This window comes from Streptomyces corallincola (assembly GCF_019104725.1).
GTDB classification, from domain to species: domain Bacteria; phylum Actinomycetota; class Actinomycetes; order Streptomycetales; family Streptomycetaceae; genus Streptomyces; species Streptomyces corallincola.
In genome coordinates, this window is record NZ_JAHRXF010000009.1 from 25,861 (window position 1) to 48,638 (window position 22,778).

A 22,778-nucleotide genomic window follows, 5' to 3' on the forward strand; every position below is an offset into this window, starting at 1 on the left:
CCCCCGCACCGATAGCCTTCCGGCGTGACCTCCACCCTGATCTGGATCGTGCTCGCCCTCCTCGCCGTCGGTGTCTACCTGAGCTGGACGGCCGGGCGCCTGGACCGGCTGCACACGCGGATGGACGCGGCCCGCGCCGCCCTCGACGCGCAGTTGCTGCGACGGGCCTCGGTCGCCCAGGAACTGGCCACCTCCGGGGTGCTCGACCCGGCCGCCTCCATCGTGCTGTACGAGGCCGCGCACGCCGCCCGGCAGTCCGAGGAGGAGCACCGGGAGGTGGCCGAGAGCGAGCTGAGCCAGGCCCTGCGCGCGGTGTTCGAGGACACCCGGCAGGTGGAGGGCGTCCGGGTGGCGCCCGGCGGCGAGGAGGCCGCCCGTGAACTGGCCGAGGCGGTGCGCAGGGTGCCGATGGCCCGCCGCTTCCTCAACGACGCGGTCGGCGCCGCCCGCAGGCTGCGCGAGCACCGCAAGGTGCGCTGGTTCCGGCTGGCCGGACACGCCCCGTTCCCGCTGGCCTTCGAGATGGACGACGAGCCGCCCGCGGCGCTGGTGGAACGGGCGGCCTGAGCGGCGGCCTGAGCGGGCGGCCGGGGGCGCACGGTGCCGGTCGGAGGCGGGCCGTCGGTCGCCGCCGAAAGGCCGTGACCTGCGCGTCCGGTGCCCGAAAAGTGAAAAGGATCCACCCGCTCACCATTGGCCCTTGCCGTGGCCTGGTCCACTCGCGTTTCCTCTCCGGTGCAGAAACCCCTCTCCCCGTCAGCGAGGTCACCCGTGTCCACCACCGACAACCAGGCTCCCGAGACCGGCACCGCCCGTGTGAAGCGCGGCATGGCCGAGCAGCTCAAGGGCGGCGTCATCATGGACGTCGTCACCCCGGAGCAGGCGAAGATCGCCGAGGACGCGGGCGCCGTCGCCGTCATGGCGCTGGAGCGGGTCCCGGCCGACATCCGCAAGGACGGCGGGGTGGCCCGGATGTCCGACCCCGACATGATCGACGGCATCATCGGGGCCGTCTCGATCCCCGTCATGGCCAAGTCCCGCATCGGCCACTTCGTCGAGGCCCAGGTACTTCAGTCGCTCGGCGTGGACTACATCGACGAGTCCGAGGTCCTCACCCCGGCCGACGAGGTCAACCACTCCGACAAGTGGGCGTTCACCACCCCCTTCGTCTGCGGTGCCACCAACCTCGGTGAGGCGCTGCGCCGGATCGCGGAGGGCGCCGCGATGATCCGCTCCAAGGGCGAGGCCGGTACCGGCAACGTCGTGGAGGCCGTACGTCACCTGCGCCAGATCAAGGGCGAGATCGCCAAGCTTCGCGGCTGCGACAACAACGAGCTGTACGCCGCCGCCAAGGAACTGCGCGCCCCCTACGAGCTGGTCAAGGAGGTCGCCGAGCTGGGCAAGCTCCCGGTGGTCCTCTTCTCCGCCGGAGGTGTCGCCACCCCCGCCGACGCCGCCCTGATGCGCCAGCTCGGTGCCGAGGGCGTCTTCGTCGGCTCCGGCATCTTCAAGTCCGGCGACCCGGCCAAGCGCGCCGCCGCCATCGTGAAGGCGACCACCTTCTACGACGACCCGAAGATCATCGCGGAGGCGTCCCGGAACCTCGGCGAGGCGATGGTCGGCATCAACTGCGACACCCTGCCCGAGACCGAGCGCTACGCCAACCGCGGCTGGTAGGACACCGATCAGCATGAACACCCCCGTCATCGGTGTCCTGGCGCTCCAGGGCGACGTACGGGAGCACCTCATCGCCCTGGCCGCGGCGGACGCCGTGGCCAGGCCGGTGCGGCGCCCCGAGGAACTCGCCGAGGTGGACGGCCTGGTGCTGCCCGGCGGCGAGTCCACCACCATCTCCAAACTGGCCGTCCTGTTCGGCCTGATGGACCCGCTGCGCGCCCGTGTCCGGGACGGCCTGCCCGTCTACGGCACCTGCGCCGGGATGATCCTGCTCGCCGACAAGATCCTCGACCCGCGCTCCGGGCAGGAGACGGTCGGCGGCATCGACATGATCGTCCGCCGCAACGCCTTCGGGCGGCAGAACGAGTCCTTCGAGGCGGCCGTGGCCGTCCGGGGCGTCCCCGGCGACCCGGTGGAGGGCGTCTTCATCCGCGCCCCCTGGGTGGAGTCCGTCGGCGCGCGGGCCGAGGTGCTGGCCGAGCACGACGGCCACATCGTCGCCGTCCGCCAGGGCAACGCCCTCGCCACCTCCTTCCACCCCGAACTCACCGGGGACCACCGCGTGCACTCCCTGTTCACCGACATGGTCCGCGCGAACGCGGGGGCCCGGTCCTAGTAGGATCTGCACGGGTGCACCGGCCGTTCCGGCCCGGTGCCACCAGTTCAGGACCGGTTACGCGAAGGAGACAGGCAGATGTCCGGCCACTCTAAATGGGCTACGACGAAGCACAAGAAGGCCGTCATCGATGCCAAGCGCGGCAAGCTTTTCGCGAAGCTGATCAAGAACATCGAGGTCGCGGCGCGCATGGGCGGCGTGGACATCGAGGGCAACCCGACGCTGTACGACGCCGTGCAGAAGGCCAAGAAGCAGTCGGTGCCCAACAAGAACATCGACTCGGCCGTCAAGCGCGGCGGCGGCCTTGAGGCCGGCGGCGCCGACTACGAGACGATCATGTACGAGGGCTACGGCCCCAACGGGGTCGCCGTGCTCATCGAGTGCCTCACCGACAACCGCAACCGCGCCGCCTCCGAGGTCCGCGTCGCCATGACCCGCAACGGCGGCTCGATGGCCGACCCCGGCTCGGTGTCGTACCTCTTCCACCGCAAGGGCGTCATCATCGTCCCCAAGGGCGAGCTAGCCGAGGACGACGTGCTCGGCGCGGTCCTGGACGCCGGTGCCGAGGAGGTCAACGACCTCGGTGAGTCCTACGAGGTGCTGAGCGAGGCCACCGACCTCGTCGCGGTCCGCACCGCGCTCCAGGAGGCGGGCATCGACTACGACTCCGCCGACTCCAACTTCGTCCCCACGATGCAGATCGAGCTGGACGAGGACGGCGCCCGGAAGATCTTCAAGCTGATCGACGCCCTGGAGGACAGCGACGACGTGCAGAACGTCTTCGCCAACTTCGACGTCAGCGACGAGGTCATGGAGAAGGTGGACGCGTAACCACGCGTCCGCACGACAGGCCGCGCCACCCTCTGCCGCACCGCCTCCACCGCACCGCCTCCACCGGGCCGACGGGACGCCTCCCGTCGGCCCGCGGCGTTGCCGGGCGTCGGTGGGACACGTTGTCGGTGGCACCCGATAGCCTGCGCGAACAGACGAGCGGGCGGTGCGGGCGGCGCACCGAGGCGAACAGGGAGGGCGGCCGGTGCGGGTACTGGGGGTGGACCCCGGCCTGACGCGATGCGGCGTCGGCGTGGTCGAGGGGGTCGCGGGACGGCCGCTGACCATGATCGGCGTCGGTGTGGTGCGCACCCCGCCGGACGCCGAACTCAGTCACCGGCTGCTCGCCGTGGAGCAGGGCATCGAGAGCTGGCTGGACCAGCACCGGCCCGAGTTCGTCGCCGTGGAACGGGTGTTCAGCCAGCACAACGTCCGCACCGTGATGGGCACCGCCCAGGCCAGCGCCGTCGCCATGCTGTGCGCGGCCCGGCGCGGCATCCCGGTCGCGCTGCACACGCCCAGCGAGGTCAAGGCCGCCGTCACCGGCAGCGGCCGGGCCGACAAGGCGCAGGTCGGCGCGATGGTGACCCGCCTGCTCCGGCTCGGTGCCCCGCCCAAGCCCGCCGACGCGGCCGACGCCCTCGCCCTCGCCATCTGCCACATCTGGCGTGCCCCCGCGCAGAACCGGCTCCAGCAGGCCGTCGCCCGGCACACCGCTCCCGCAACGAAAGGCCGTACGGCATGATCGCGTTCGTCAGCGGCCCCGTCGCCGCCCTCGCCCCCGACTCCGCCGTGGTCGAGGTGGGCGGCATCGGCATCGCCGTGCAGTGCACCCCGGACACCCTGTCGAAGCTGCGCGCGGGGCAGCAGGCCCGGCTCGCCACCTCCCTGGTCGTCCGCGAGGACTCCCTCACGCTCTACGGCTTCGCCGACGACGACGAACGCCAGACCTTCGAACTGCTCCAGACCGCCAGCGGGGTCGGCCCCCGGCTCGCCCAGGCCATGCTCGCCGTGCACCGCCCCGACGCACTGCGCCGCGCCGTCGCGGGCGCCGACGAGAAGGCGCTCACCGCCGTCCCGGGCATCGGCAAGAAGGGCGCGCAGAAACTGCTGCTGGAGCTGAAGGACCGGCTCGGCGCGCCCACCGGCGCCCCCACCGCTCTCGCCCCCGCCGCCCAGGGCTGGCGGGACCAGCTGCACGCGGCCCTGATCGGCCTCGGCTACGCCCCCCGCGAGGCCGACGAGGCCGTCACCGCCGTCACCCCGCAGGCCGAGGCGGCCGACGCCACCCCGCAGGTCGGACAGCTCCTCAAGGCCGCCCTGCAGACCCTGAACCGCGCCCGCTGACCGCGCTCCGCCGACCGCGCCCCCGCTAGGAGAGACCCGCAGTGAACTGGGACGACACGACCGACACCGCCGAGGAGGGGCTCGCCGCCCCCGAGGCGGACCGGCTGGTCGGCTCCGGCGCCGACCGCGAGGACCAGGCCGTCGAAGCCGCCCTGCGCCCCAAGGACCTCGGCGAGTTCATCGGGCAGGAGAAGGTCCGCGCCCAGCTCGACCTGGTACTCCGCGCCGCCCGCGCGCGGGGCGCCACCGCCGACCACGTCCTGCTCTCCGGCGCCCCCGGCCTCGGCAAGACCACCCTCTCCATGATCATCGCGGCCGAGATGGGCGCCCCCATCCGCATCACCTCGGGGCCCGCCATCCAGCACGCCGGTGACCTCGCCGCGATCCTCTCCTCCCTCCAGGAGGGCGAGGTGCTGTTCCTCGACGAGATCCACCGCATGTCCCGGCCCGCCGAGGAGATGCTGTACATGGCGATGGAGGACTTCCGCGTCGATGTGATCGTCGGCAAGGGCCCCGGTGCCACCGCCATCCCGCTGGAACTCCCGCCGTTCACCCTGGTCGGCGCCACCACCCGCGCCGGTCTGCTGCCGCCCCCGCTGCGCGACCGGTTCGGCTTCACCGCGCACATGGAGTTCTACGAGCCCGCCGAGCTGGAGCGCGTGGTCCACCGCTCCGCCCAGCTCCTCGACGTGGAGATCGAGGGCGACGGCGCCGCCGAGATCGCGGGCCGCTCGCGAGGTACGCCCCGTATCGCCAACCGGCTGCTGCGCCGGGTCCGGGACTACGCGCAGATCAGGGCCGACGGCCTGATCACCCGTGACGTCGCCGCCGCCGCGCTCGCCGTGTACGAGGTGGACGCCCGCGGCCTCGACCGGCTCGACCGCGCCGTCCTCACGGCCCTGCTGAAACTCTTCGGCGGCGGACCGGTGGGCCTGTCCACCCTGGCCGTCGCGGTGGGGGAGGAGCGGGAGACGGTCGAGGAGGTCGCCGAACCGTTCCTGGTCCGCGAGGGACTGCTCGCCCGCACCCCGCGCGGCCGGGTCGCCACCCCCGCCGCGTGGGACCACCTCGGCCTCACCCCGCCCCCCGCGCCCGGCGCCGGTCGGTCCGGAAACGGACAACAGGACCTGTTCGGGGCGTGACGCCCTCGCGGGGGTGCCCGTGGGGGCGGACATTGGCGGGGTCAGGAACCCAGGTGTCATGCTGAGCGTTGTTCCATGCGCGCGGACTCGCTTAGACTCCGCCGATGCCGCCCCCGCGGGCGGTGCCGACCAAGCCCCCATCCCAAGGCCGCTCAGCGCGCGGTCGCGCGAAGGAAACCCCGTCCCGTGAACATCTTGACCCTTCTTCCCTTCATCGTGCTCATCGCGGCCATGTTCCTGATGACGCGCTCGGCCAAGCGGAAGCAGCAGCAGGCCGCCTCTATGCGGAACGACATGCAGCCGGGCTCCGGCGTGCGCACGATCGGCGGCATGTACGCCACGGTCAAGGAAGTCAGCGAGGACACCGTCCTCGTCGATGCCGGGCCGGGTGTCGAGCTCCTCTTCGCCAAGAACGCGATCGCCGCCGTCCTCACCGACGACGAGTACAACCGCATCGTGCACGGCATCGAGCACGACCTGAAGTCCGACGCCGACGTCGTCCCCGACGACGCCTCCTCCCTCACCGAGGACGGGAAGCCCGCCGCTCCCGCCGCCGACGCCGCCGAACCGGCCGTGGACCTCGGCAAGAAGGACGCCGAGCCCGCCGAGCCCGTGACGGACGTCCAGGACACCGTGACGCCCGCCACCGCCGAGGACACGACGGACGGCACGGCCGCCGCGCCGAAGAAGACCGACGGCGACGCCGGGACGAAGTAGTCACGTCCCGGAGCGCGCGGCGCGGCCCGGCCGCGCCGCCCGCGCTCCGGGCTCGTCCGTTTCCGCACGGGAACCCGACACCATGTCATGGCCGCCGGCGCCACACGCGCGGCGCGGCCCGAGAGGGAGTACGAGAAGGTGGCAGCACCTAAGAGGGGCCGGAGCGCGAGCGCCCAGAGCAAGCCAGGGCGCTCGCTGGCCCTCATCCTGATCGCCATCGTGGCGCTCACCGGGGGAATGTTCGCCTCCGGGCACACCACCCCGCGGCTCGGCATCGACCTGGCCGGTGGTACGAGCATCACCCTCCAGGCGCAGAACGAGCCGGGTCAGCCCAACGCGATCAACAAGACCAACATGGACACCGCGGTCGAGATCATGAACCGCCGTGTCAACGGTCTGGGTGTGTCCGAGGCCGAGGTCCAGACCCAGGGCACCAGCAACATCGTCGTCAACATCCCCAAGGGCACCAACTCCGAAGAGGCGCGCCAGCAGGTCGGCACCACCGCCAAGCTGTACTTCCGCCCGGTGCTGGCCAGCGAGCCCACGGGGAAGGCCGCGCAGCCGACGCCGAGCACCTCGCCCTCGTCGAGCGGCACGTCCGGCTCCACCCCGACCCCGTCGGGCAGCGCCACCGCCGGTCAGAAGGCCACCTCGCCCTCCGGTTCCCCGACGCCCACGGACTCCGCCACCTCGCAGGGCCGCGCCGTCACCGACGCGCTGAAGGCCGACGCCACACCGTCCGGCACCCCGACCGCCCCCGCCTCCGGCACCCCGAAGGCCCCCGCGTCGGGCACGCCCACGCCTCCCGCGACCGGGTCCGCCGCCGACCAGAAGCTCCAGGCGCAGTACACCGCCCTGGACTGCTCCGACGACGCCCAGCGCGCCAAGGCCGACACCGGCTCCAAGCCCGGCGACCCCAGCGTGGCCTGCGGCAAGATCTCCGGCGTCTGGTACAAGTACCTGCTCGGCCCGGCCGCCGTGGACGGCACCGACGTGAAGAACGCCCAGGCCGCCATCGACACCCAGGGTGCCGGCGGCTGGCAGGTGCAGATGAACTTCACCTCCGCCGGTGCCAAGAAGTTCGCCGACGTCACCGGCAAGCTGGCGCAGAACCAGCAGCCGCAGAACGAGTTCGGCATCGTCCTGGACGGCGAGGTCGTCTCCAGCCCGTTCGTCAGCCAGGCCATCACCGGCGGCCAGGCGCAGATCTCCGGCAGCTTCAGCCAGCAGGAGGCGCAGAGCCTCGCCAACGTGCTGTCGTACGGCGCGCTCCCGCTCTCCTTCAAGGTGCAGAGCATGACCACGGTCACCGCCGCGCTCGGCGGTGAGCAGCTGCACGCCGGTCTGATCGCGGGCGCGATCGGCCTCGCGCTGGTCGTCATCTACCTGCTGGTCTTCTACCGGGGCCTGTCGATCGTGGCGATCCCCTCGCTGCTGGTCTCCGCGATCCTCACCTACGTGATCATGGCGCTGCTCGGCCCCGCCATCCACTTCGCGCTGAACCTGCCGGCCGTCTGCGGCGCCATCGTCGCCATCGGCATCACGGCCGACTCGTTCATCGTGTTCTTCGAGCGCATCCGGGACGAGATCCGCGAGGGCCGCACCCTGCGTCCGGCCGTCGAGCGGGCCTGGCCGCGCGCCCGGCGCACCATCCTGGTCTCCGACTTCGTGTCGTTCCTGGCCGCCGCCGTGCTGTTCATCGTGACCGTCGGCAAGGTGCAGGGCTTCGCGTTCACCCTGGGTCTCACCACGGTGCTCGACGTGGTCGTCGTCTTCCTCTTCACCAAGCCGCTCATGACGGTCCTCGCCCGGCGCAGGTTCTTCGCGGACGGTCACAAGTGGTCGGGGCTCGACCCGAAGGGCCTGGGCGCCAAGCCGCCGCTGCGCCGTACCCGCCGTCCCGCCGGTCCCGCCGGCCCCGTTGACCCGAAGGAAGCGTGAGCGATGTCGAAACTCGGCAACCTCGGCGCCCGGCTCCACCGCGGCGAGATCAGCTACGACTTCGTCGGCAGGCGCAAGCTCTGGTACGGCGTCTCCATCCTGATCACCATCACGGCCATCGTCGGCCTGGCGGTGCGCGGCCTGAACATGGGCATCGACTTCCAGGGCGGCGCGGTCTTCACCACCCCGAAGACCAGCGTCTCGGTGAGCCAGGCGGAGAAGTTCGCGCAGGACGCGGCGGGCCACGAAGCGGTCGTGCAGAAGCTCGGCTCCGGCGGTCTGCGCATCCAGATCGCCGGTATGGACACCACCAAGTCGGACGCGACCAAGGTCGAGCTGGCCAAGGACATGAAGCTCGACCCCGAGTCCATCGCCGCCGACCTCGTCGGCCCCAGCTGGGGTGACGAGATCGCCAACAAGGCCTGGGAGGGCCTGGCGATCTTCATGGTCCTCGTGGTGATCTACCTGGCCATCGCCTTCGAGTGGCGCATGGCCGTCGCGGCCCTGGTCGCGCTGATCCACGACATCACCATCACCACCGGCATCTACGCCCTCGTCGGCTTCGAGGTCACGCCCGGTACGGTGATCGGTCTGCTGACCATCCTCGGTTACTCGCTCTACGACACGGTCGTCGTCTTCGACAGCCTCAAGGAGCAGACCAAGGACATCACCAAGCAGACCCGCTTCACCTACAGCGACATCGCCAACCAGTCGATCAACGGCACCCTGGTCCGCTCGATCAACACCACGGTGGTCGCGCTGCTCCCGGTCGCCGGTCTGCTGTTCATCGGCGGCGGTCTGCTCGGCGCGGGCACGCTCAACGACATCTCGCTGTCGCTGTTCGTCGGCCTCGCCGCCGGTGCGTACTCCTCGATCTTCATCGCCACGCCGCTCGTCGCCGACCTCAAGGAGGCCGAGCCGCAGATGAAGGCCCTCGCCAAGCGGGTCCGGGCCAAGCGCGCCCAGGCCGCCGCCGGTGAGGACACGCCCCGCACGCGTCCGGAGTCCGACGACCACGACGACGTACCCGCCGCCGTGGTCGGACCCCGCGACCAGCCCGCGTCCCGCAACCGGGGCCGCGGCCGACCCTCGGGGAAGCGCCGATGACCGGCATCCAGGAACTGCTGCTCAGCCGTATCCGCGACGTCGCGGACTACCCGGAGCCGGGCGTGATGTTCAAGGACATCACCCCGCTGCTGGCCGACCCGGCGGCGTTCGCCGCGCTGACCGACGCCCTGGCCCAGGTCGCCACCGCCACCGGCGCGACCAAGGTCGTCGGCCTGGAGGCGCGCGGGTTCATCCTGGGCGCCCCGGTCGCGCTCCGCGCGGGCCTCGGCTTCATCCCGGTCCGCAAGGCGGGCAAGCTCCCCGGCGCCACGCTCAGCCAGTCCTACGACCTGGAGTACGGGTCGGCGGAGATCGAGGTGCACGCCGAGGACCTGTCCTCCGGCGACCGTGTCCTCATCGTGGACGACGTCCTCGCCACCGGCGGCACCGCCGAGGCCGCGATCCAGCTCATCGAGCGGGCGGGCGCCCGGGTGTCCGCGCTGGCCGTGCTGATGGAGCTGGGCTTCCTCGGCGGCCGGGCCCGGCTGGAGCCCGCGCTCGGCACCGCGCCCCTGGAGGCGCTGCTGCGGGTCTGACCGCACCGGCATCACGCACACGGCGACGGCCGCCCCCTCGGTACCGAGGGGGCGGCCGTCGCCGTATACCGGAATCAGGGAGCGGAATCCGGTGTTCCGGGGGTAGACGGCCCTCACACCCGGCCGAAGGCGAGGTCCGGGTGCAGGATCGCTACCATAGGGTCTCCGGAGCCTGATCGGGGGACCCGGATCGTGCACGAGGAGTCCTCTTGCCAGACGAGGCCCAGCCACTGACCGCCGCCAAGCCCGAGCCCGCCTCGGCGCCCGCGGACAAGCCCGCGCCGAACGTGTCGATGGCCAAGAACGACACCCGCGGGGCGGTCGAGCACGCCCAGTCCGCGCCCGTGGAGAAGGCGGCCGAGGAGGCCCGGCCCAAACCGGCCGCCCCGGTGCGCGCCGCCGCGGGCCAGGGGGCGCGCGCCGGGTCCTCCAACCGCGTCCGCGCCCGTCTCGCCCGGCTCGGCGTGCAGCGCGCCAACCCGTACAACCCGGTGCTGGAGCCGCTGCTGCGGATCGTGCGCGGCAACGACCCCAAGGTCGAGAGCGGCACGCTCCGCCAGATCGAGCGCGCGTACCAGGTCGCGGAGCGCTGGCACCGGGGGCAGAAGCGCAAGAGCGGTGACCCGTACATCACGCACCCGCTCGCCGTCACCACCATCCTCGCGGAGCTGGGCATGGACCCGGCCACGCTGATGGCCGGGCTGCTGCACGACACCGTCGAGGACACCGAGTACGGCCTGGAGGACCTGCGCCGCGACTTCGGCGATGTGGTCGCCCTGCTCGTGGACGGCGTCACCAAGCTGGACAAGGTCAAGTTCGGCGAGGCCGCGCAGGCCGAGACCGTGCGCAAGATGGTCGTGGCGATGGCCAAGGACCCCCGCGTCCTGGTGATCAAGCTCGCGGACCGCCTGCACAACATGCGCACCATGCGCTACCTCAAGCGTGAGAAGCAGGAGAAGAAGGCGCGCGAGACCCTGGAGATCTACGCGCCGCTCGCCCACCGCCTGGGCATGAACACCATCAAGTGGGAACTGGAGGACCTGGCCTTCGCCATCCTCTACCCCAAGATGTACGACGAGATCGTCCGCCTGGTCGCGGAGCGCGCCCCCAAGCGGGACGACTATCTGGCCGTAGTGACCGACGAGGTGCAGTCGGACCTGCGCGCGGCCCGCATCAAGGCCACCGTCACCGGCCGCCCCAAGCACTACTACAGCGTCTACCAGAAGATGATCGTCCGGGGCCGCGACTTCGCGGAGATCTACGATCTGGTCGGCATCCGCGTCCTCGTGGAGACGGTCCGCGACTGCTACGCCGCCCTCGGTACCGTGCACGCGCGATGGAACCCGGTCCCCGGCCGGTTCAAGGACTACATCGCGATGCCCAAGTTCAACATGTACCAGTCGCTGCACACCACGGTGATCGGTCCCAACGGCAAGCCCGTCGAGCTGCAGATCCGCACCTTCGACATGCACCGCCGCGCCGAGTACGGCATCGCCGCGCACTGGAAGTACAAGCAGGAGGCCGTCGCCGGTGCCTCCAAGGTCCGCACCGACGTGCCCAAGGCGTCCGGCAAGGACAAGGACGCCATCAACGACATGGCGTGGCTGCGGCAGCTGCTGGACTGGCAGAAGGAGACCGAGGACCCCGGCGAGTTCCTGGAGTCGCTGCGCTTCGACCTCTCCCGCAACGAGGTCTTCGTCTTCACGCCCAAGGGCGACGTCATCGCGCTCCCGGCCGGGGCGACCCCGGTGGACTTCGCGTACGCCGTGCACACCGAGGTCGGCCACCGGACCATAGGAGCACGGGTCAACGGCCGTCTCGTACCGCTGGAATCGACCCTGGACAACGGCGACCTGGTGGAGGTCTTCACCTCCAAGGCGCCCGGTGCCGGGCCGTCCCGCGACTGGCTCGGCTTCGTCAAGTCGCCCCGCGCCCGCAACAAGATCCGCGCCTGGTTCTCCAAGGAGCGCCGGGACGAGGCGATCGAGCAGGGCAAGGACGCCATCGTCCGCGCCATGCGCAAGCAGAACCTGCCGATCCAGCGCATCCTCACCGGCGACTCGCTGGTCACGCTCGCGCACGAGATGCGCTACTCCGACATCTCCGCGCTGTACGCGGCGATCGGCGAGGGCCACGTCTCCGCGCAGAACATCGTGCAGAAGCTCGTCCAGGCGCTCGGCGGCGAGGAGGCGGCCTCCGAGGAGATCGACGAGTCGGTCCCGCCCGCCCGCACCCGCAGCCGCAAGCGCCGCTCCAACTCGGACCCCGGTGTGGTGGTCAAGGGCGTGGACGACGTGTGGGTCAAACTGGCCCGCTGCTGCACCCCCGTGCCCGGCGATCCGATCATCGGATTCGTCACCCGGGGCAGCGGGGTCTCGGTGCACCGCAGCGACTGCGTCAACGTGGAGTCGCTGTCCCGCGAGCCCGAGCGCATCCTCGACGTCGAGTGGGCGCCCACCCAGTCCTCCGTCTTCCTGGTCGCCATCCAGGTCGAGGCGCTGGACCGCTCCCGGCTGCTCTCCGACGTCACCCGCGTCCTGTCCGACCAGCACGTCAACATCCTCTCGGCGGCCGTGCAGACCTCCCGCGACCGGGTCGCCACCTCCCGCTTCACCTTCGAGATGGGCGACCCCAAGCACCTCGGGCACGTCCTGAAGGCGGTCCGGGGCGTGGAGGGCGTGTACGACGTGTACCGCGTCACCTCGGCCCGGCAGCGGTAGCCCCGCCCGTTCCGCCCGCTCTTCGCCCGAACCGGTTGCCGCTCCACCGGTCCGGGCGGGATGATCGGGGGATCGGCGCACGGGGGGTCACATGGCCGATCCACGGTTGATCGGCGACCGTTACGAGGTGCAGGGCCGGCTCGGCTCCGGTGGCATGGGGCAGGTCTACGAGGCACGGGACCGGGTGCTCGACCGCCGGGTGGCGGTGAAGGTGCTGGCCAGGGGCCCGGCCGGGTCGGAGTTCGCCGACCGGTTCCTGCGGGAGGCCCGCGCGCTGGCCCGGATCAGCCACCCCAACGCGGTCGTCGTGCACGACGTGGCCCTCCACGAGGACGTCCCGTATCTGGTGATGGAACTGCTGGAGGGCGTGGACCTCGCCCGGCTCATGTCCGTACGCGGAGCCCTGCCGCCCGGCCTGGTGCGCGCGGTCGCGTTCGGCATGTGCGCGGGACTGGGCGCCGTGCACAACGTGGGCATGCTGCACCGGGACGTGAAGCCGAGCAACGTCCACCTCACCCGCGAGGGCCGGGTCGTCCTCCAGGACTTCGGGATCGCGCACCTGCTGGACACCACCCAGACCAGCCTGACCGCCCCCGGCGTGGTGATCGGCACCCCGCTCTATCTCGCACCCGAGTCCCTGGCCGGAAACCGGGTGGGTCCGCACTCCGACCTGTACGCGGTCGGCGCCTGCATGTACGAGATGCTCACCGGCAGGCGCGCCTTCGACGGCGACTCGACCATGTCGATCATCTACCGGATCGTCCACGACCCGGCGCCCACCCTGCGGGACGTGCCCGGTGTCCCGGCCGACCTCGTGGTGCTGGTGGACCGGCTGCTGGCCAAGGACCCGCGGGACCGGCCCTCCAGCTCCGAGGTGCGGGACCTGCTCGACATGCCCGCGAACGCCGCCCGACTCGTCGCGGAGGCCGTCACCGGCGAGCTCCGCGACCGCGCGGTGCGCGACTTCGGCCCCGACACCGCACCGCCCGCCGTCGCGGCCGTGGGGGAGACGGGAGTCGTACGGATCGTGCGGGACCCGGCGCCGCCGGCCGAGGGCGACGCGGAGCCGGGGGAGAGGCGGGTGACCGAGGTCTTCGCGCCGGACCCGGCCACCCTCCTCCTGCGCGTGCTCGACCCCCCGCCGCTGCCCGAGACCGAACTCGCCCTGAGCAGCGGCACCCTGAGCCACATCCGGCGCGGCATCTCGCCGGAGGTCGCCGACGCCCGGCAGCGGGAGGCCGTGAGCCTGCTGCTGCGCGGCTCGCTGGACGAGGCGGTGGAACTCCTCGGCATGGTGGCCGACGTCTGCCGCACGTCGTTCGGGCCCACCCATCCCACCACCCTGACCTGCCACTACTGGCAGGGTGTCTGCCTCGCCCGGCTCGGTGCCCAGGGCGCGGCCGTGGCCAAGTTCGCGGAGGTCACCGAGGCTGTGGCCGCCGCCCTCACCGCGCACGAGAGCGAGCTGCCGTGACGTCCATCGAGATCCGGGTGCCCGGTGCCGCCGACCCGGAGGCCGAACTCCGCTCCCTGCTGCGGTGGCTGACGGCCGACGAGGAGACCGGCCCGCGGGTGCGGGGCAGACTCGCCGGGTCCGCGCCCGCCCGCCCCGGCAGTCTGGGCACGTACCTCGACATCATCTCCCTCGTGGTCAGCGGCGGGCTGTCGGCCGGTCAGCTCGCCCTCGCCGTGGACCAGTGGCGCGCCCACCGGCGGGCCGCCCCGAAGGTGACGCTGCGCCGGGGACCGGTGGAGATCGAGGTGACCGGCGCCGACCCGGAGGCCCTGCGCACCCTGGCCGAACTGCTCGCGGACGAGGAGCGCCCCGGTGACGGCGGAACTCCCTGACCCCTCGGCCTCGGCCGCCGTCCTCATCGGCACCTCCGGCTATGTCCACCTGGCCCAGCTCCCCGCCGTCGAGGCCAACCTCGCCGACCTGGCCACGGTCCTCCAGGACGCCACCGTGTGGGGGCTGCCGCGCGCCCACACCTTCACCGTCACCGACCCCGACAACCCGGCGGCCCTCCTCGACCCCGTCTACACGGCGGGCGAGCACGCCACCGACACCCTGGTCGTCTACTACTGCGGGCACGGGCTGCGGGACTCCGAGTCCGCCGACCTGTACCTCGCCCTCACCGGGTCGCGGGAGGCCGCCGGATACACCGCCGTCGAGTACCGGCACCTGCGCACCGCGATCCACGCCTCCGCGGCCCGCCGCAAGATCGTCGTCCTGGACTGCTGCTTCAGCGGCCGTGCCGCCCTGACCCTCGCCGGACCCGACGGACTCGCCGCCCAGGCCGGAATCCAGGGCGCGTACGTCCTCACCGCCTCTCCCAAGGACCACCTGGCCCTGGCCCCGGAGGGCGAGCGGCACACCGCGTTCACCGGCGAGCTGCTGAACGTCCTCCGGCACGGCGTCCCCGAGGCCCCCGAGACCCTGGACCTGGAGACCCTCTACCGGGTACTGGACTCCCGGCTCGGCTCCCGGAACCGGCCCCGGCCGCAGCGCAGCCAGGAGAACGACGTGGGCCGCCTCTCCCTGGTCCGCAACCGCGCCCGCGCCCCGCGCGGTGCCCTCGCCGGACCCGTGATCGACGCCGAGGTGGAGGCGGCGATGATCTCCTCCGGGCTGCGGCTGAGCCGCCTGTTGAGATCGGTCGGCCGCAGCCGCGACGCGCTGCCCGTGCTGCGGATGATCCTGCAGAGCCGTACGGCGGACACGGACGGGGACACCGTCGTCGTCCACCTCGAACTGGCCGAACTGCTCACCGAGTCGGGGCAGGACCGGCAGGCCATCGAGGTCCTGGAGAGCGCCTTCCAGCTCACCCACAAACGGTTCGGGCCCGACGCGCTCACCGTGTGCCGCAGGCTCGCGGAACTCCTCCAGTCCGCCGGGAACCACAGCCAGGCGTGCGAGGTGCTCCGGCACGCCCTCGACACCTTGGAGCGGGGCACGCACACCGTGCCGTAGCGGACCGCGGGCACGACCGCGCCCCGCCGTCCACGGGGGACGACGGGGCGCGGGGAGAGCGGGGACGGCTCAGCCGCCGAACTCCTGGAGACCCTTCAGGGCCTGGTCCAGCAGGGCCTGACGGCCCTCCAGCTCACGCTCCAGCTTGTCCGCGCGGGCGTTGTTGCCCTGCGCGCGGGCCTGCTCGATCTGGCCGCGCAGCTTGTCCACGGCGGACCGCAGCTGACCGGTCAGCCCCTCGGCGCGGGCCCGCGCCTCCGGGTTGGTCCGGCGCCACTCGGCCTCCTCGGCCTCCTGGATCGCCCGCTCCACCGTGTGCATCCGGCCCTCGACCTTCGGCCGCGCGTCCCGCGGGACGTGGCCGATGGCCTCCCAGCGCTCGTTGAGCGAACGGAACGCGGCCCGCGCGCCCTTGAGATCCGTCACCGGGAGGATCTTTTCGGCCTCACCGGCCAGCTCCTCCTTCAGCTTCAGGTTCTCGGCCTGCTCGGCGTCCCGCTCCGCGAACACCGAACCCCGGGCGGCGAAGAACACGTCCTGGGCACCGCGGAAGCGGTTCCACAGATCGTCCTCGTGCTCGCGCTGGGCACGGCCCGCCGCCTTCCAGTCCGCCATCAGCTCGCGGTACCGGGCGGCCGTGGGCCCCCAGTCCGTCGAACCGGACAGCGCCTCGGCCTCCGAGACCAGCCGCTCCTTGGTCCGCCGGGCGTCCTCGCGCTGCGAGTCGAGATGCGCGAAGTGCCCCTTGCGGCGCTTGGAGAACGCCGAGCGGGCGTGCGAGAAGCGGTGCCACAGCTCGTCGTCGGACTTCCGGTCCAGCCGGGGGAGCCCCTTCCAGGTGTCCACCAGCGCGCGCAGCCGCTCACCGGCCGACCGCCACTGGTCGGACTGGGCGAGCTGCTCGGCCTCCTTGACCAGGTCCTCCTTGGCCTGCCTGGCCTCGTCGGACTGCTTGGCCCGCTGCTGCCTGCGCTCCTCGCGGCGCGTCTCCACGGTCCCGACGAGCGTGTCCAGCCGGGTCCGCAGCGCCGCCAGGTCGCCCACCGCGTGATGCGCGTCCACCTGCTCGCGCAGGTGGTCGATCGCGGTCTTCGCGTCCTTGGCCGACAGGTCGGTCGTCCGCACCCGCTTCTCCAGGAGGCCGATCTCCACGACCAGGCCCTCGTACTTGCGCTCGAAGTAGGCCAGCGCCTCCTCGGGGGAGCCGGCCGCCCAGGAGCCGACGACCTGCTCGCCGTCGGCCGTACGCACGTACACGGTCCCCGTCTCATCGACGCGGCCCCACGGGTCGCTGCTCACAGCGCCTCCTCCACATGATGCCGACAGGGGCCTCGGCGCCCTGGGCATCGTCCACAGTTTCGTCACCGCCAACATAGGCGACCGGCGGGGGGCCTGTCCGCATCCAGCGGATGCGAATTCGCGCAGTTGACGGTCCCGGCGCCGGTCCGGGCGGCCCGTGTGACGTGCGGGGCGGCGTCACCGCCGCCCCGCCGGTCAGGACTTCGTGACCGTCGCCTTGTTGATGACGACCGTCGCGTTCGGGGCGCCGTCGCCCGAGCCCGTGCTGTCACCGGCCTTGGCGATCTTGTCGAGCACCGCCAGGCCCTTCTTGTCGATCGTGCCGAACGGCGTGTACTGCGGCGGCAGCGGGCTCGCCTTGTAGACCAGGAAGAACTGGCTGCCACCGGTGTGCGCCTGGCCGGTGTTGGCCATCGCCACCGTGCCCGCCGGGTACGAGTTCCCCTTCAGGCTCGGGTCCTTCAGGTTCTCGTCCGGAATCGTGTAGCCCGGGCCGCCGCTGCCGACACCGGTCGGGTCGCCGCACTGGAGCACATAGATGCCGTTCGTGGTCAGGCGGTGGCACTTGGTGTGGTCGAAGTAGCCCTTGCCCGCGAGGAAGTCGAAGGAGTTCACGGTGTGCGGGGCCGCCGACGCCTTCAGCGCGATGTCGATGTCACCGCAGGTCGTGGCCAGCTTCATCGTGTACTTCGCCGACTTGTCGATCGACATCGGCGGCTCCTTCTTCCAGGTCTCCTTCTTGATCGACCCGGCCGCCGGCTTCTCGCACGGGTCCGGCGCCTTGCTCGTCGGCGGGGCGCTCGGCGTCGGCGTCGTCTGCGCGCTCGCGTCCGCCTTCTTGTCGTCCGAGCCGTCCTTCAGCACGCCCGTCGTGTACAGCGCCACACTGCCGATCACGACCACGCCGAGGACCGACGCGATCACCGAGTTGCGCACGCGCGCCTTGCGGCGGGCACTGGTGCGGCGCTGCTGCTGCCGCAAGAACTTCTCCCGTGCGAGCTGACGCCGCCGCTGCTCCTGGCTGACCACCGGGTTCTCTCCTCATGCGTGTCGGGTACCACCGGTACGCGTGCGTCCTGTGAGCCGACAGACGCGCGTAGCCCCGTACCGTATATGGGTTCGCTGAGGAAACGGCAGCGCCGGTAGGCTCTCGGTCACGGGCAGCGCTCCCGTGCGCCCTCCCGATACCGACACAACGAAGGACGATCGTGCTCATTGCCGGGTTCCCCGCCGGGGCCTGGGGGACGAACTGTTATCTCGTCGCCCCCGCCGCCGGTGAGGAGTGCGTGATCATCGATCCGGGCCACCAGGCGGCCCCCGGAGTCGAGGAAGCGCTGAAGAAGCATCGGCTCAGGCCCGTCGCCGTGGTCCTCACCCACGGGCACATCGACCACACCGCCTCGGTCGTCCCCGTCTGCGGCGCGCACGGCGTCCCGGCCTGGATCCACCCCGAGGACCGCTACATGATGAGCGACCCGGAGAAGGCCCTCGGCCGCTCCCTGGGCATGCCGCTCATGGGCGAGCTGACCGTCGGGGAGCCGGACGACGTCCGCACGCTGACCGACGGGTCCGTGCTGGACCTGGCCGGACTGGAGTTCTCCGTCGCGCACGCGCCGGGCCATACCAAGGGGTCGGTGACCTTCCGGCTGCCGGAGACCTCCGACGTGCCGTCGGTGTTCTTCTCCGGCGACCTGCTGTTCGCCGGCTCCATCGGACGCACGGACTTCCCGGGCGGCTCGGCCGAGGACATCCTCGACTCGCTCGCCCGTGTGTGCCTGCCCCTCGACGACTCCACCGTGGTGCTCTCCGGCCACGGCCCCCAGACGACCATCGGCCGGGAACGCGCCACCAACCCCTATCTGCGGCAGGTGGCCGACGGCCAGGGAACCTCACCGGGTCCCCGACGAGGAATGTGACGAGAGAGCCTTTTTCCGTGAGTACGTTCCAGGCCCCCAAGGGCACCTACGACCTTCTCCCGCCGGACTCCGCCACGTACCTCGCGGTGCGGGAGGCCATCGCCGCCCCGCTGCGCGGCGCCGGGTACGGCTACATCGAGACGCCCGGATTCGAGAACGTCGAACTCTTCGCGCGCGGCGTCGGCGAGTCCACCGACATCGTCACCAAGGAGATGTACGCCTTCGAGACCAAGGGCGGCGACCGCCTCGCCCTGCGCCCCGAAGGCACCGCGTCCGTGCTGCGCGCGGCGCTGGAGGCCAACCTGCACAAGGCGGGCAACCTCCCCGTCAAGCTCTGGTACTCCGGCTCCTACTACCGCTACGAGCGCCCGCAGAAGGGCCGTTACCGGCACTTCTCCCAGGTCGGCGCCGAGGCGATCGGTGCCGAGGACCCCGCGCTCGACGCCGAGCTGATCATCCTGGCCGACCAGGCGTACCGCTCGCTGGGCCTCAGGAACTTCCGCATCCTGCTGAACTCCCTGGGCGACCGCGAGTGCCGCCCCGTCTACCGGGCCGCCCTCCAGGACTTCCTGCGCGGGCTGGACCTGGACGAGGAGACACTGCGCCGCGCCGAGATCAACCCGCTCCGGGTGCTCGACGACAAGCGCGAGGCGGTGCAGAAGCAGCTCACCGGCGCCCCCCTGCTCCGCGACTACCTCTGCGACGCCTGCAAGGCGTACCACGAGGAGGTCCGGGAGCTGATCGGCGCGGCCGGTGTCGCGTTCGAGGACGACACCAAGCTGGTGCGCGGCCTGGACTACTACACCCGCACCACCTTCGAGTTCGTCCACGACGGCCTCGGCGCGCAGTCCGCCGTCGGCGGCGGCGGACGCTACGACGGCCTGTCCGAGATGATCGGCGGCCCCGAGCTGCCCTCCGTCGGCTGGGCGCTCGGCGTGGACCGCACGGTCCTCGCGCTGGAGGCCGAGGGCGTCGAACTCGCGCTCCCCGCCACCACCAGCGTCTACGCCGTCCCGCTCGGCGAGGAGGCCCGGCGGGTGCTGTTCGCCAAGGTCACCGAATTGCGCAAGGTCGGCGTCTCCACCGACTTCTGCTTCGGCTCCAAGGGCATGAAGGCCGCCATGAAGTCGGCCAACCGCTCCGGCGCCCGCTACGCCCTGCTGCTCGGCGAGCGGGACCTCGCGGAGAACGTGGTCCAGCTCAAGGACATGGAGTCCGGCGAGCAGACGGCCCTCGGACTCGACGAGGTGGTGGCGGAGCTGGAGTCCCGGCTCGGCTGAGGGAGCGCGCGGCGACGAGCGGTCGTACGGGAAGGGGCGCCGGTGGACCCGGCGCCCCCTCCCGCGTCCAGCGCCCCTTCGGCGTTCGGTGCCCCCTCCCGCTTCCGGTGCCCCTTCGGTGTTCCGGGGGCCGGTCCGTCAACCCGGCGCCCTTCGCGTCCCCCCTCCGGAGGGTTTCACCTCCCGGTGGCCGCGAAGCCTCCTCGCTCCCGCCGCGCAGCCGCCTCACCAGTACCAATGGCTTTCGCCCGTCGTACGCTTCAAGCAGGCCCGTCGCCCGCGGCCGGAACCGAACCATCCACGGCCACCGTGCGTAGTTCGTTACGCACACCGAACGGTGCGCGGCCGGACGGGTGCGGCACAATGACCGGTGCCCGAAGATGGTCCACCTCTGAAGTGACGGAATCGGCGTGATGAGCAAGACGACTGTCCACGACGTCTCCACGGCGCCCGACCCCGCCGCCGACACGCCCCGCGCGGTCGGCGGCAGTCGCGCCTTCGCCCTGTTGCTGCTGATCACCGGCGCGGCCGGACTGCTCGCCGCCTGGGTCATCACGATCGACAAGTTCAAGCTGCTGGAAGCCAAGATCGCGGGCACGAACTTCACCCCCGGGTGCAGCCTCAACCCGGTCGTCTCCTGCGGCAGCGTCATGGAGAGCAAGCAGGCCGCCGCCTTCGGCTTCCCCAACCCCCTGCTCGGCCTGGTCTGCTACGGCATCGTGATCTGCGTCGGCATGAGTCTGCTGGCCCGCGCCCGCTTCCCCCGCTGGTACTGGCTCACCTTCAACTTCGGCACCCTCTTCGGCGTCGGATTCTGCACCTGGCTGCAGTTCCAGTCCCTGTACCGGATCAACGCGCTGTGCCTGTGGTGCTCGCTGGCCTGGGTCGCCACCATCGTCATGTTCTGGTACGTCACCTCGTTCAACGTCCGCAACGGCTTCCTGCCCGCCCCCCGCCCGCTGAAGTCGTTCTTCGGCGAGTTCACCTGGGTCGTGCCCGTGCTGCACGTCGGCATCATCGGGATGCTGATCCTGACCCGCTGGTGGGACTTCTGGACCAGCTGACCTGCCCGTCCCGGCTGTCGGTGGTGTGACTTAGGGTTTCAGCGTGGAACCCGACCTCTTCACCGCCGCAGCCGAAGAACGCCAGGAGAAGGACCCCTCGGCCAGCCCCCTGGCGGTGCGGATGCGCCCCCGCTCACTGGACGAGGTGGTGGGCCAGCGGCATCTGCTCAAGCCCGGCTCACCGCTGCGCCGCCTGGTCGGCGAGGGGAGCGGCGGCCCCGCCGGGCCCTCCTCGGTGATCCTCTGGGGGCCGCCCGGCACCGGCAAGACCACCCTCGCCCACGTCGTCTCCCGGGCGACCGACAAGCGGTTCGTGGAACTCTCCGCGATCACCGCCGGGGTCAAGGAGGTCCGCGCGGTCATCGACGGCGCCCGGCGCGCCATCGGCGGCTTCGGCAAGGACACCGTCCTCTTCCTGGACGAGATCCACCGCTTCAGCAAGGCCCAGCAGGACTCCCTGCTCCCGGCCGTCGAGAACCGCTGGGTGACCCTGGTCGCCGCGACCACCGAGAACCCGTACTTCTCGGTGATCTCCCCGCTGCTCTCCCGCTCGCTGCTGCTCACCCTCGAACCCCTCACCGACGAGGACGTGCGCGGCCTGCTGCGCCGGGCCCTCACCGACGAACGGGGCCTCGGCGGCGCGCTCACCCTCCCCGAGGACACCGAGGAGCACCTGCTGCGGATCGCCGGGGGCGACGCCCGGCGCGCGCTCACCGCGCTGGAGGCCGCCGCCGGAGCCGCCCTCGACCAGGGCACCGGCAGCATCGGCCTGGAGATCCTGGAACAGACCGTGGACCGGGCGGCCGTCGCCTACGACAGGGACGGCGACCAGCACTACGACGTGGCCAGCGCCCTCATCAAGTCCGTCCGCGGCTCGGACGTGGACGCCGCCCTGCACTACCTGGCCCGGATGATCGACGCGGGCGAGGACCCCCGCTTCATCGCCCGCCGCCTGATGATCTCCGCCAGCGAGGACATCGGCCTCGCCGACCCGAACGCGCTCCCGCTGGCCGTCGCCGCGGCGCAGGCCGTCGCCATGATCGGCTTCCCCGAGGCCGCGCTCACCCTCGGCCACCTCACCATCGCCCTGGCCCTCGCACCCAAGTCCAACGCCGCCACCACCGCGATCGGCGCCGCCCTGGAGGACGTACGCAAGGGCCACGCCGGACCCGTCCCGCCCCATCTGCGGGACGGCCACTACCAGGGCGCCGCCAAGCTCGGCCACGCCCAGGGCTACGTCTACCCGCACGACCTGCCCGAGGGCATCGCGGAGCAGCAGTACGCCCCGGACGCCCTCAGGGACCGCACGTACTACAACCCCACCCGCCACGGAGCCGAGGCGCGGTACGCGGACGCCGTCGAGTGGACCCGGAAGCACCTCGGGCGTGACCGCCCCTGAGCGCCCTGTAGACTGCCTCGAAGTGCTGAGTCCCGTGTCCGGGGCCCCGTCAGGGGAACCGGCTCACCAGAGCGGGACATCCAGCCGGATTTCCGGTCCGCCGGATCTCCAGGAGCGTCGCGCACCGTCGAACGGTGTCGCGGGCAGCCCACCACCCTCCGGCAGTCCCGGAATCGGTCGGTGGGCCACTCGCGTGCTGCACGTTGTGCCCAGAC

Annotated in this window: 21 protein-coding genes; 19 read left to right on the top strand and 2 right to left on the bottom strand. The window is 71.7% G+C overall.

Annotated features, from left to right (window positions below; translation table 11 throughout):
- Positions 1 to 24 precede the first annotated feature (24 nt).
- The 15 genes from KUM39_RS08850 (at position 25) to KUM39_RS08920 (ending at position 15,605) form a co-directional block, all read left to right on the top strand.
- Positions 25 to 567: a LemA family protein gene (locus tag KUM39_RS08850; RefSeq protein WP_217784891.1), complete on the top strand. Its 543-nt coding sequence runs from the start codon at positions 25 to 27 to the stop codon at positions 565 to 567.
- A gap of 204 nt (positions 568 to 771) precedes the next feature.
- The gene (gene pdxS / locus KUM39_RS08855) at positions 772 to 1,677 is read left to right on the top strand and encodes a pyridoxal 5'-phosphate synthase lyase subunit PdxS (RefSeq protein WP_217784892.1); all 906 of its coding nucleotides are present in this window, start codon (positions 772 to 774) and stop codon (positions 1,675 to 1,677) included.
- Between the two features lie 13 nt (positions 1,678 to 1,690).
- Positions 1,691 to 2,293, top strand: coding sequence for a pyridoxal 5'-phosphate synthase glutaminase subunit PdxT (gene pdxT, locus KUM39_RS08860; RefSeq protein ID WP_217784893.1), 603 nt, complete (start codon positions 1,691 to 1,693; stop codon positions 2,291 to 2,293).
- Positions 2,294 to 2,371: 78 nt separating this feature from the next.
- Positions 2,372 to 3,124 (top strand): YebC/PmpR family DNA-binding transcriptional regulator, encoded by a 753-nt coding sequence (locus KUM39_RS08865; protein ID WP_217784894.1) that lies wholly within the window; start codon positions 2,372 to 2,374, stop codon positions 3,122 to 3,124.
- A 205-nt stretch (positions 3,125 to 3,329) separates the two neighbouring features.
- Positions 3,330 to 3,869 (top strand): crossover junction endodeoxyribonuclease RuvC, encoded by a 540-nt coding sequence (ruvC, locus tag KUM39_RS08870; protein ID WP_217784895.1) that lies wholly within the window; start codon positions 3,330 to 3,332, stop codon positions 3,867 to 3,869.
- Positions 3,866 to 4,471, top strand: a complete 606-nt coding sequence (ruvA, locus tag KUM39_RS08875) for a Holliday junction branch migration protein RuvA (protein ID WP_217784896.1) — start codon at positions 3,866 to 3,868, stop codon at positions 4,469 to 4,471. The genes ruvC and ruvA overlap by 4 nt, the downstream gene beginning before the upstream one ends.
- Positions 4,472 to 4,512: 41 nt before the next feature.
- Positions 4,513 to 5,613 (top strand): Holliday junction branch migration DNA helicase RuvB, encoded by a 1,101-nt coding sequence (ruvB, locus tag KUM39_RS08880; protein ID WP_217784897.1) that lies wholly within the window; start codon positions 4,513 to 4,515, stop codon positions 5,611 to 5,613.
- Positions 5,614 to 5,799: 186 nt separating this feature from the next.
- A complete protein-coding gene (yajC, locus tag KUM39_RS08885; RefSeq protein WP_217784898.1) occupies positions 5,800 to 6,330 on the top strand; it encodes a preprotein translocase subunit YajC in 531 nt (176 codons plus the stop codon).
- Between the two features lie 138 nt (positions 6,331 to 6,468).
- Positions 6,469 to 8,271, top strand: coding sequence for a protein translocase subunit SecD (gene secD / locus KUM39_RS08890; protein WP_217784899.1), 1,803 nt, complete (start codon positions 6,469 to 6,471; stop codon positions 8,269 to 8,271).
- 3 nt (positions 8,272 to 8,274) lie between these two features.
- Positions 8,275 to 9,378 (top strand): protein translocase subunit SecF, encoded by a 1,104-nt coding sequence (gene secF / locus KUM39_RS08895; RefSeq protein WP_217784900.1) that lies wholly within the window; start codon positions 8,275 to 8,277, stop codon positions 9,376 to 9,378.
- Positions 9,375 to 9,914: an adenine phosphoribosyltransferase gene (locus tag KUM39_RS08900; protein WP_217784901.1), complete on the top strand. Its 540-nt coding sequence runs from the start codon at positions 9,375 to 9,377 to the stop codon at positions 9,912 to 9,914. Before secF ends, KUM39_RS08900 begins: the two co-directional genes overlap by 4 nt.
- 209 nt (positions 9,915 to 10,123) lie before the next feature.
- Complete coding sequence (locus tag KUM39_RS08905; RefSeq protein ID WP_217784902.1) at positions 10,124 to 12,634, top strand: RelA/SpoT family protein; 2,511 nt, start codon at positions 10,124 to 10,126, stop codon at positions 12,632 to 12,634.
- Positions 12,635 to 12,725: 91 nt separating this feature from the next.
- Complete coding sequence (locus tag KUM39_RS08910; RefSeq protein WP_217784903.1) at positions 12,726 to 14,108, top strand: serine/threonine-protein kinase; 1,383 nt, start codon at positions 12,726 to 12,728, stop codon at positions 14,106 to 14,108.
- The gene (locus KUM39_RS28550) at positions 14,105 to 14,482 is read left to right on the top strand and encodes an effector-associated constant component EACC1 (RefSeq protein WP_217784904.1); all 378 of its coding nucleotides are present in this window, start codon (positions 14,105 to 14,107) and stop codon (positions 14,480 to 14,482) included. Before KUM39_RS08910 ends, KUM39_RS28550 begins: the two co-directional genes overlap by 4 nt.
- Positions 14,463 to 15,605, top strand: a complete 1,143-nt coding sequence (locus KUM39_RS08920; protein WP_217784905.1) for a caspase, EACC1-associated type — start codon at positions 14,463 to 14,465, stop codon at positions 15,603 to 15,605. Before KUM39_RS28550 ends, KUM39_RS08920 begins: the two co-directional genes overlap by 20 nt.
- 69 nt (positions 15,606 to 15,674) lie before the next feature.
- Here the strand turns inward: KUM39_RS08920 and KUM39_RS08925 are convergent, their stop codons facing one another.
- Entirely contained in the window at positions 15,675 to 16,904 is a 1,230-nt protein-coding gene (locus KUM39_RS08925) for a DUF349 domain-containing protein (RefSeq protein ID WP_217784906.1), read from the bottom strand.
- A 195-nt stretch (positions 16,905 to 17,099) separates the two neighbouring features.
- Positions 17,100 to 17,933 (bottom strand): peptidylprolyl isomerase, encoded by an 834-nt coding sequence (locus KUM39_RS08930; protein WP_217784907.1) that lies wholly within the window; start codon positions 17,931 to 17,933, stop codon positions 17,100 to 17,102.
- Positions 17,934 to 18,112: 179 nt separating this feature from the next.
- On the opposite strand from KUM39_RS08930, the gene KUM39_RS08935 reads away from it, so the two are divergent.
- From KUM39_RS08935 to KUM39_RS08950, 4 genes are all read left to right on the top strand, one after another.
- A complete protein-coding gene (locus tag KUM39_RS08935; protein ID WP_217784908.1) occupies positions 18,113 to 18,820 on the top strand; it encodes an MBL fold metallo-hydrolase in 708 nt (235 codons plus the stop codon).
- A gap of 17 nt (positions 18,821 to 18,837) precedes the next feature.
- Positions 18,838 to 20,100, top strand: a complete 1,263-nt coding sequence (gene hisS, locus KUM39_RS08940; RefSeq protein ID WP_217784909.1) for a histidine--tRNA ligase — start codon at positions 18,838 to 18,840, stop codon at positions 20,098 to 20,100.
- A gap of 413 nt (positions 20,101 to 20,513) precedes the next feature.
- Positions 20,514 to 21,164: a vitamin K epoxide reductase family protein gene (locus KUM39_RS08945; protein WP_217784910.1), complete on the top strand. Its 651-nt coding sequence runs from the start codon at positions 20,514 to 20,516 to the stop codon at positions 21,162 to 21,164.
- 43 nt (positions 21,165 to 21,207) lie between these two features.
- Positions 21,208 to 22,563, top strand: coding sequence for a replication-associated recombination protein A (locus KUM39_RS08950; RefSeq protein ID WP_217784911.1), 1,356 nt, complete (start codon positions 21,208 to 21,210; stop codon positions 22,561 to 22,563).
- Positions 22,564 to 22,778 lie beyond the last annotated feature (215 nt).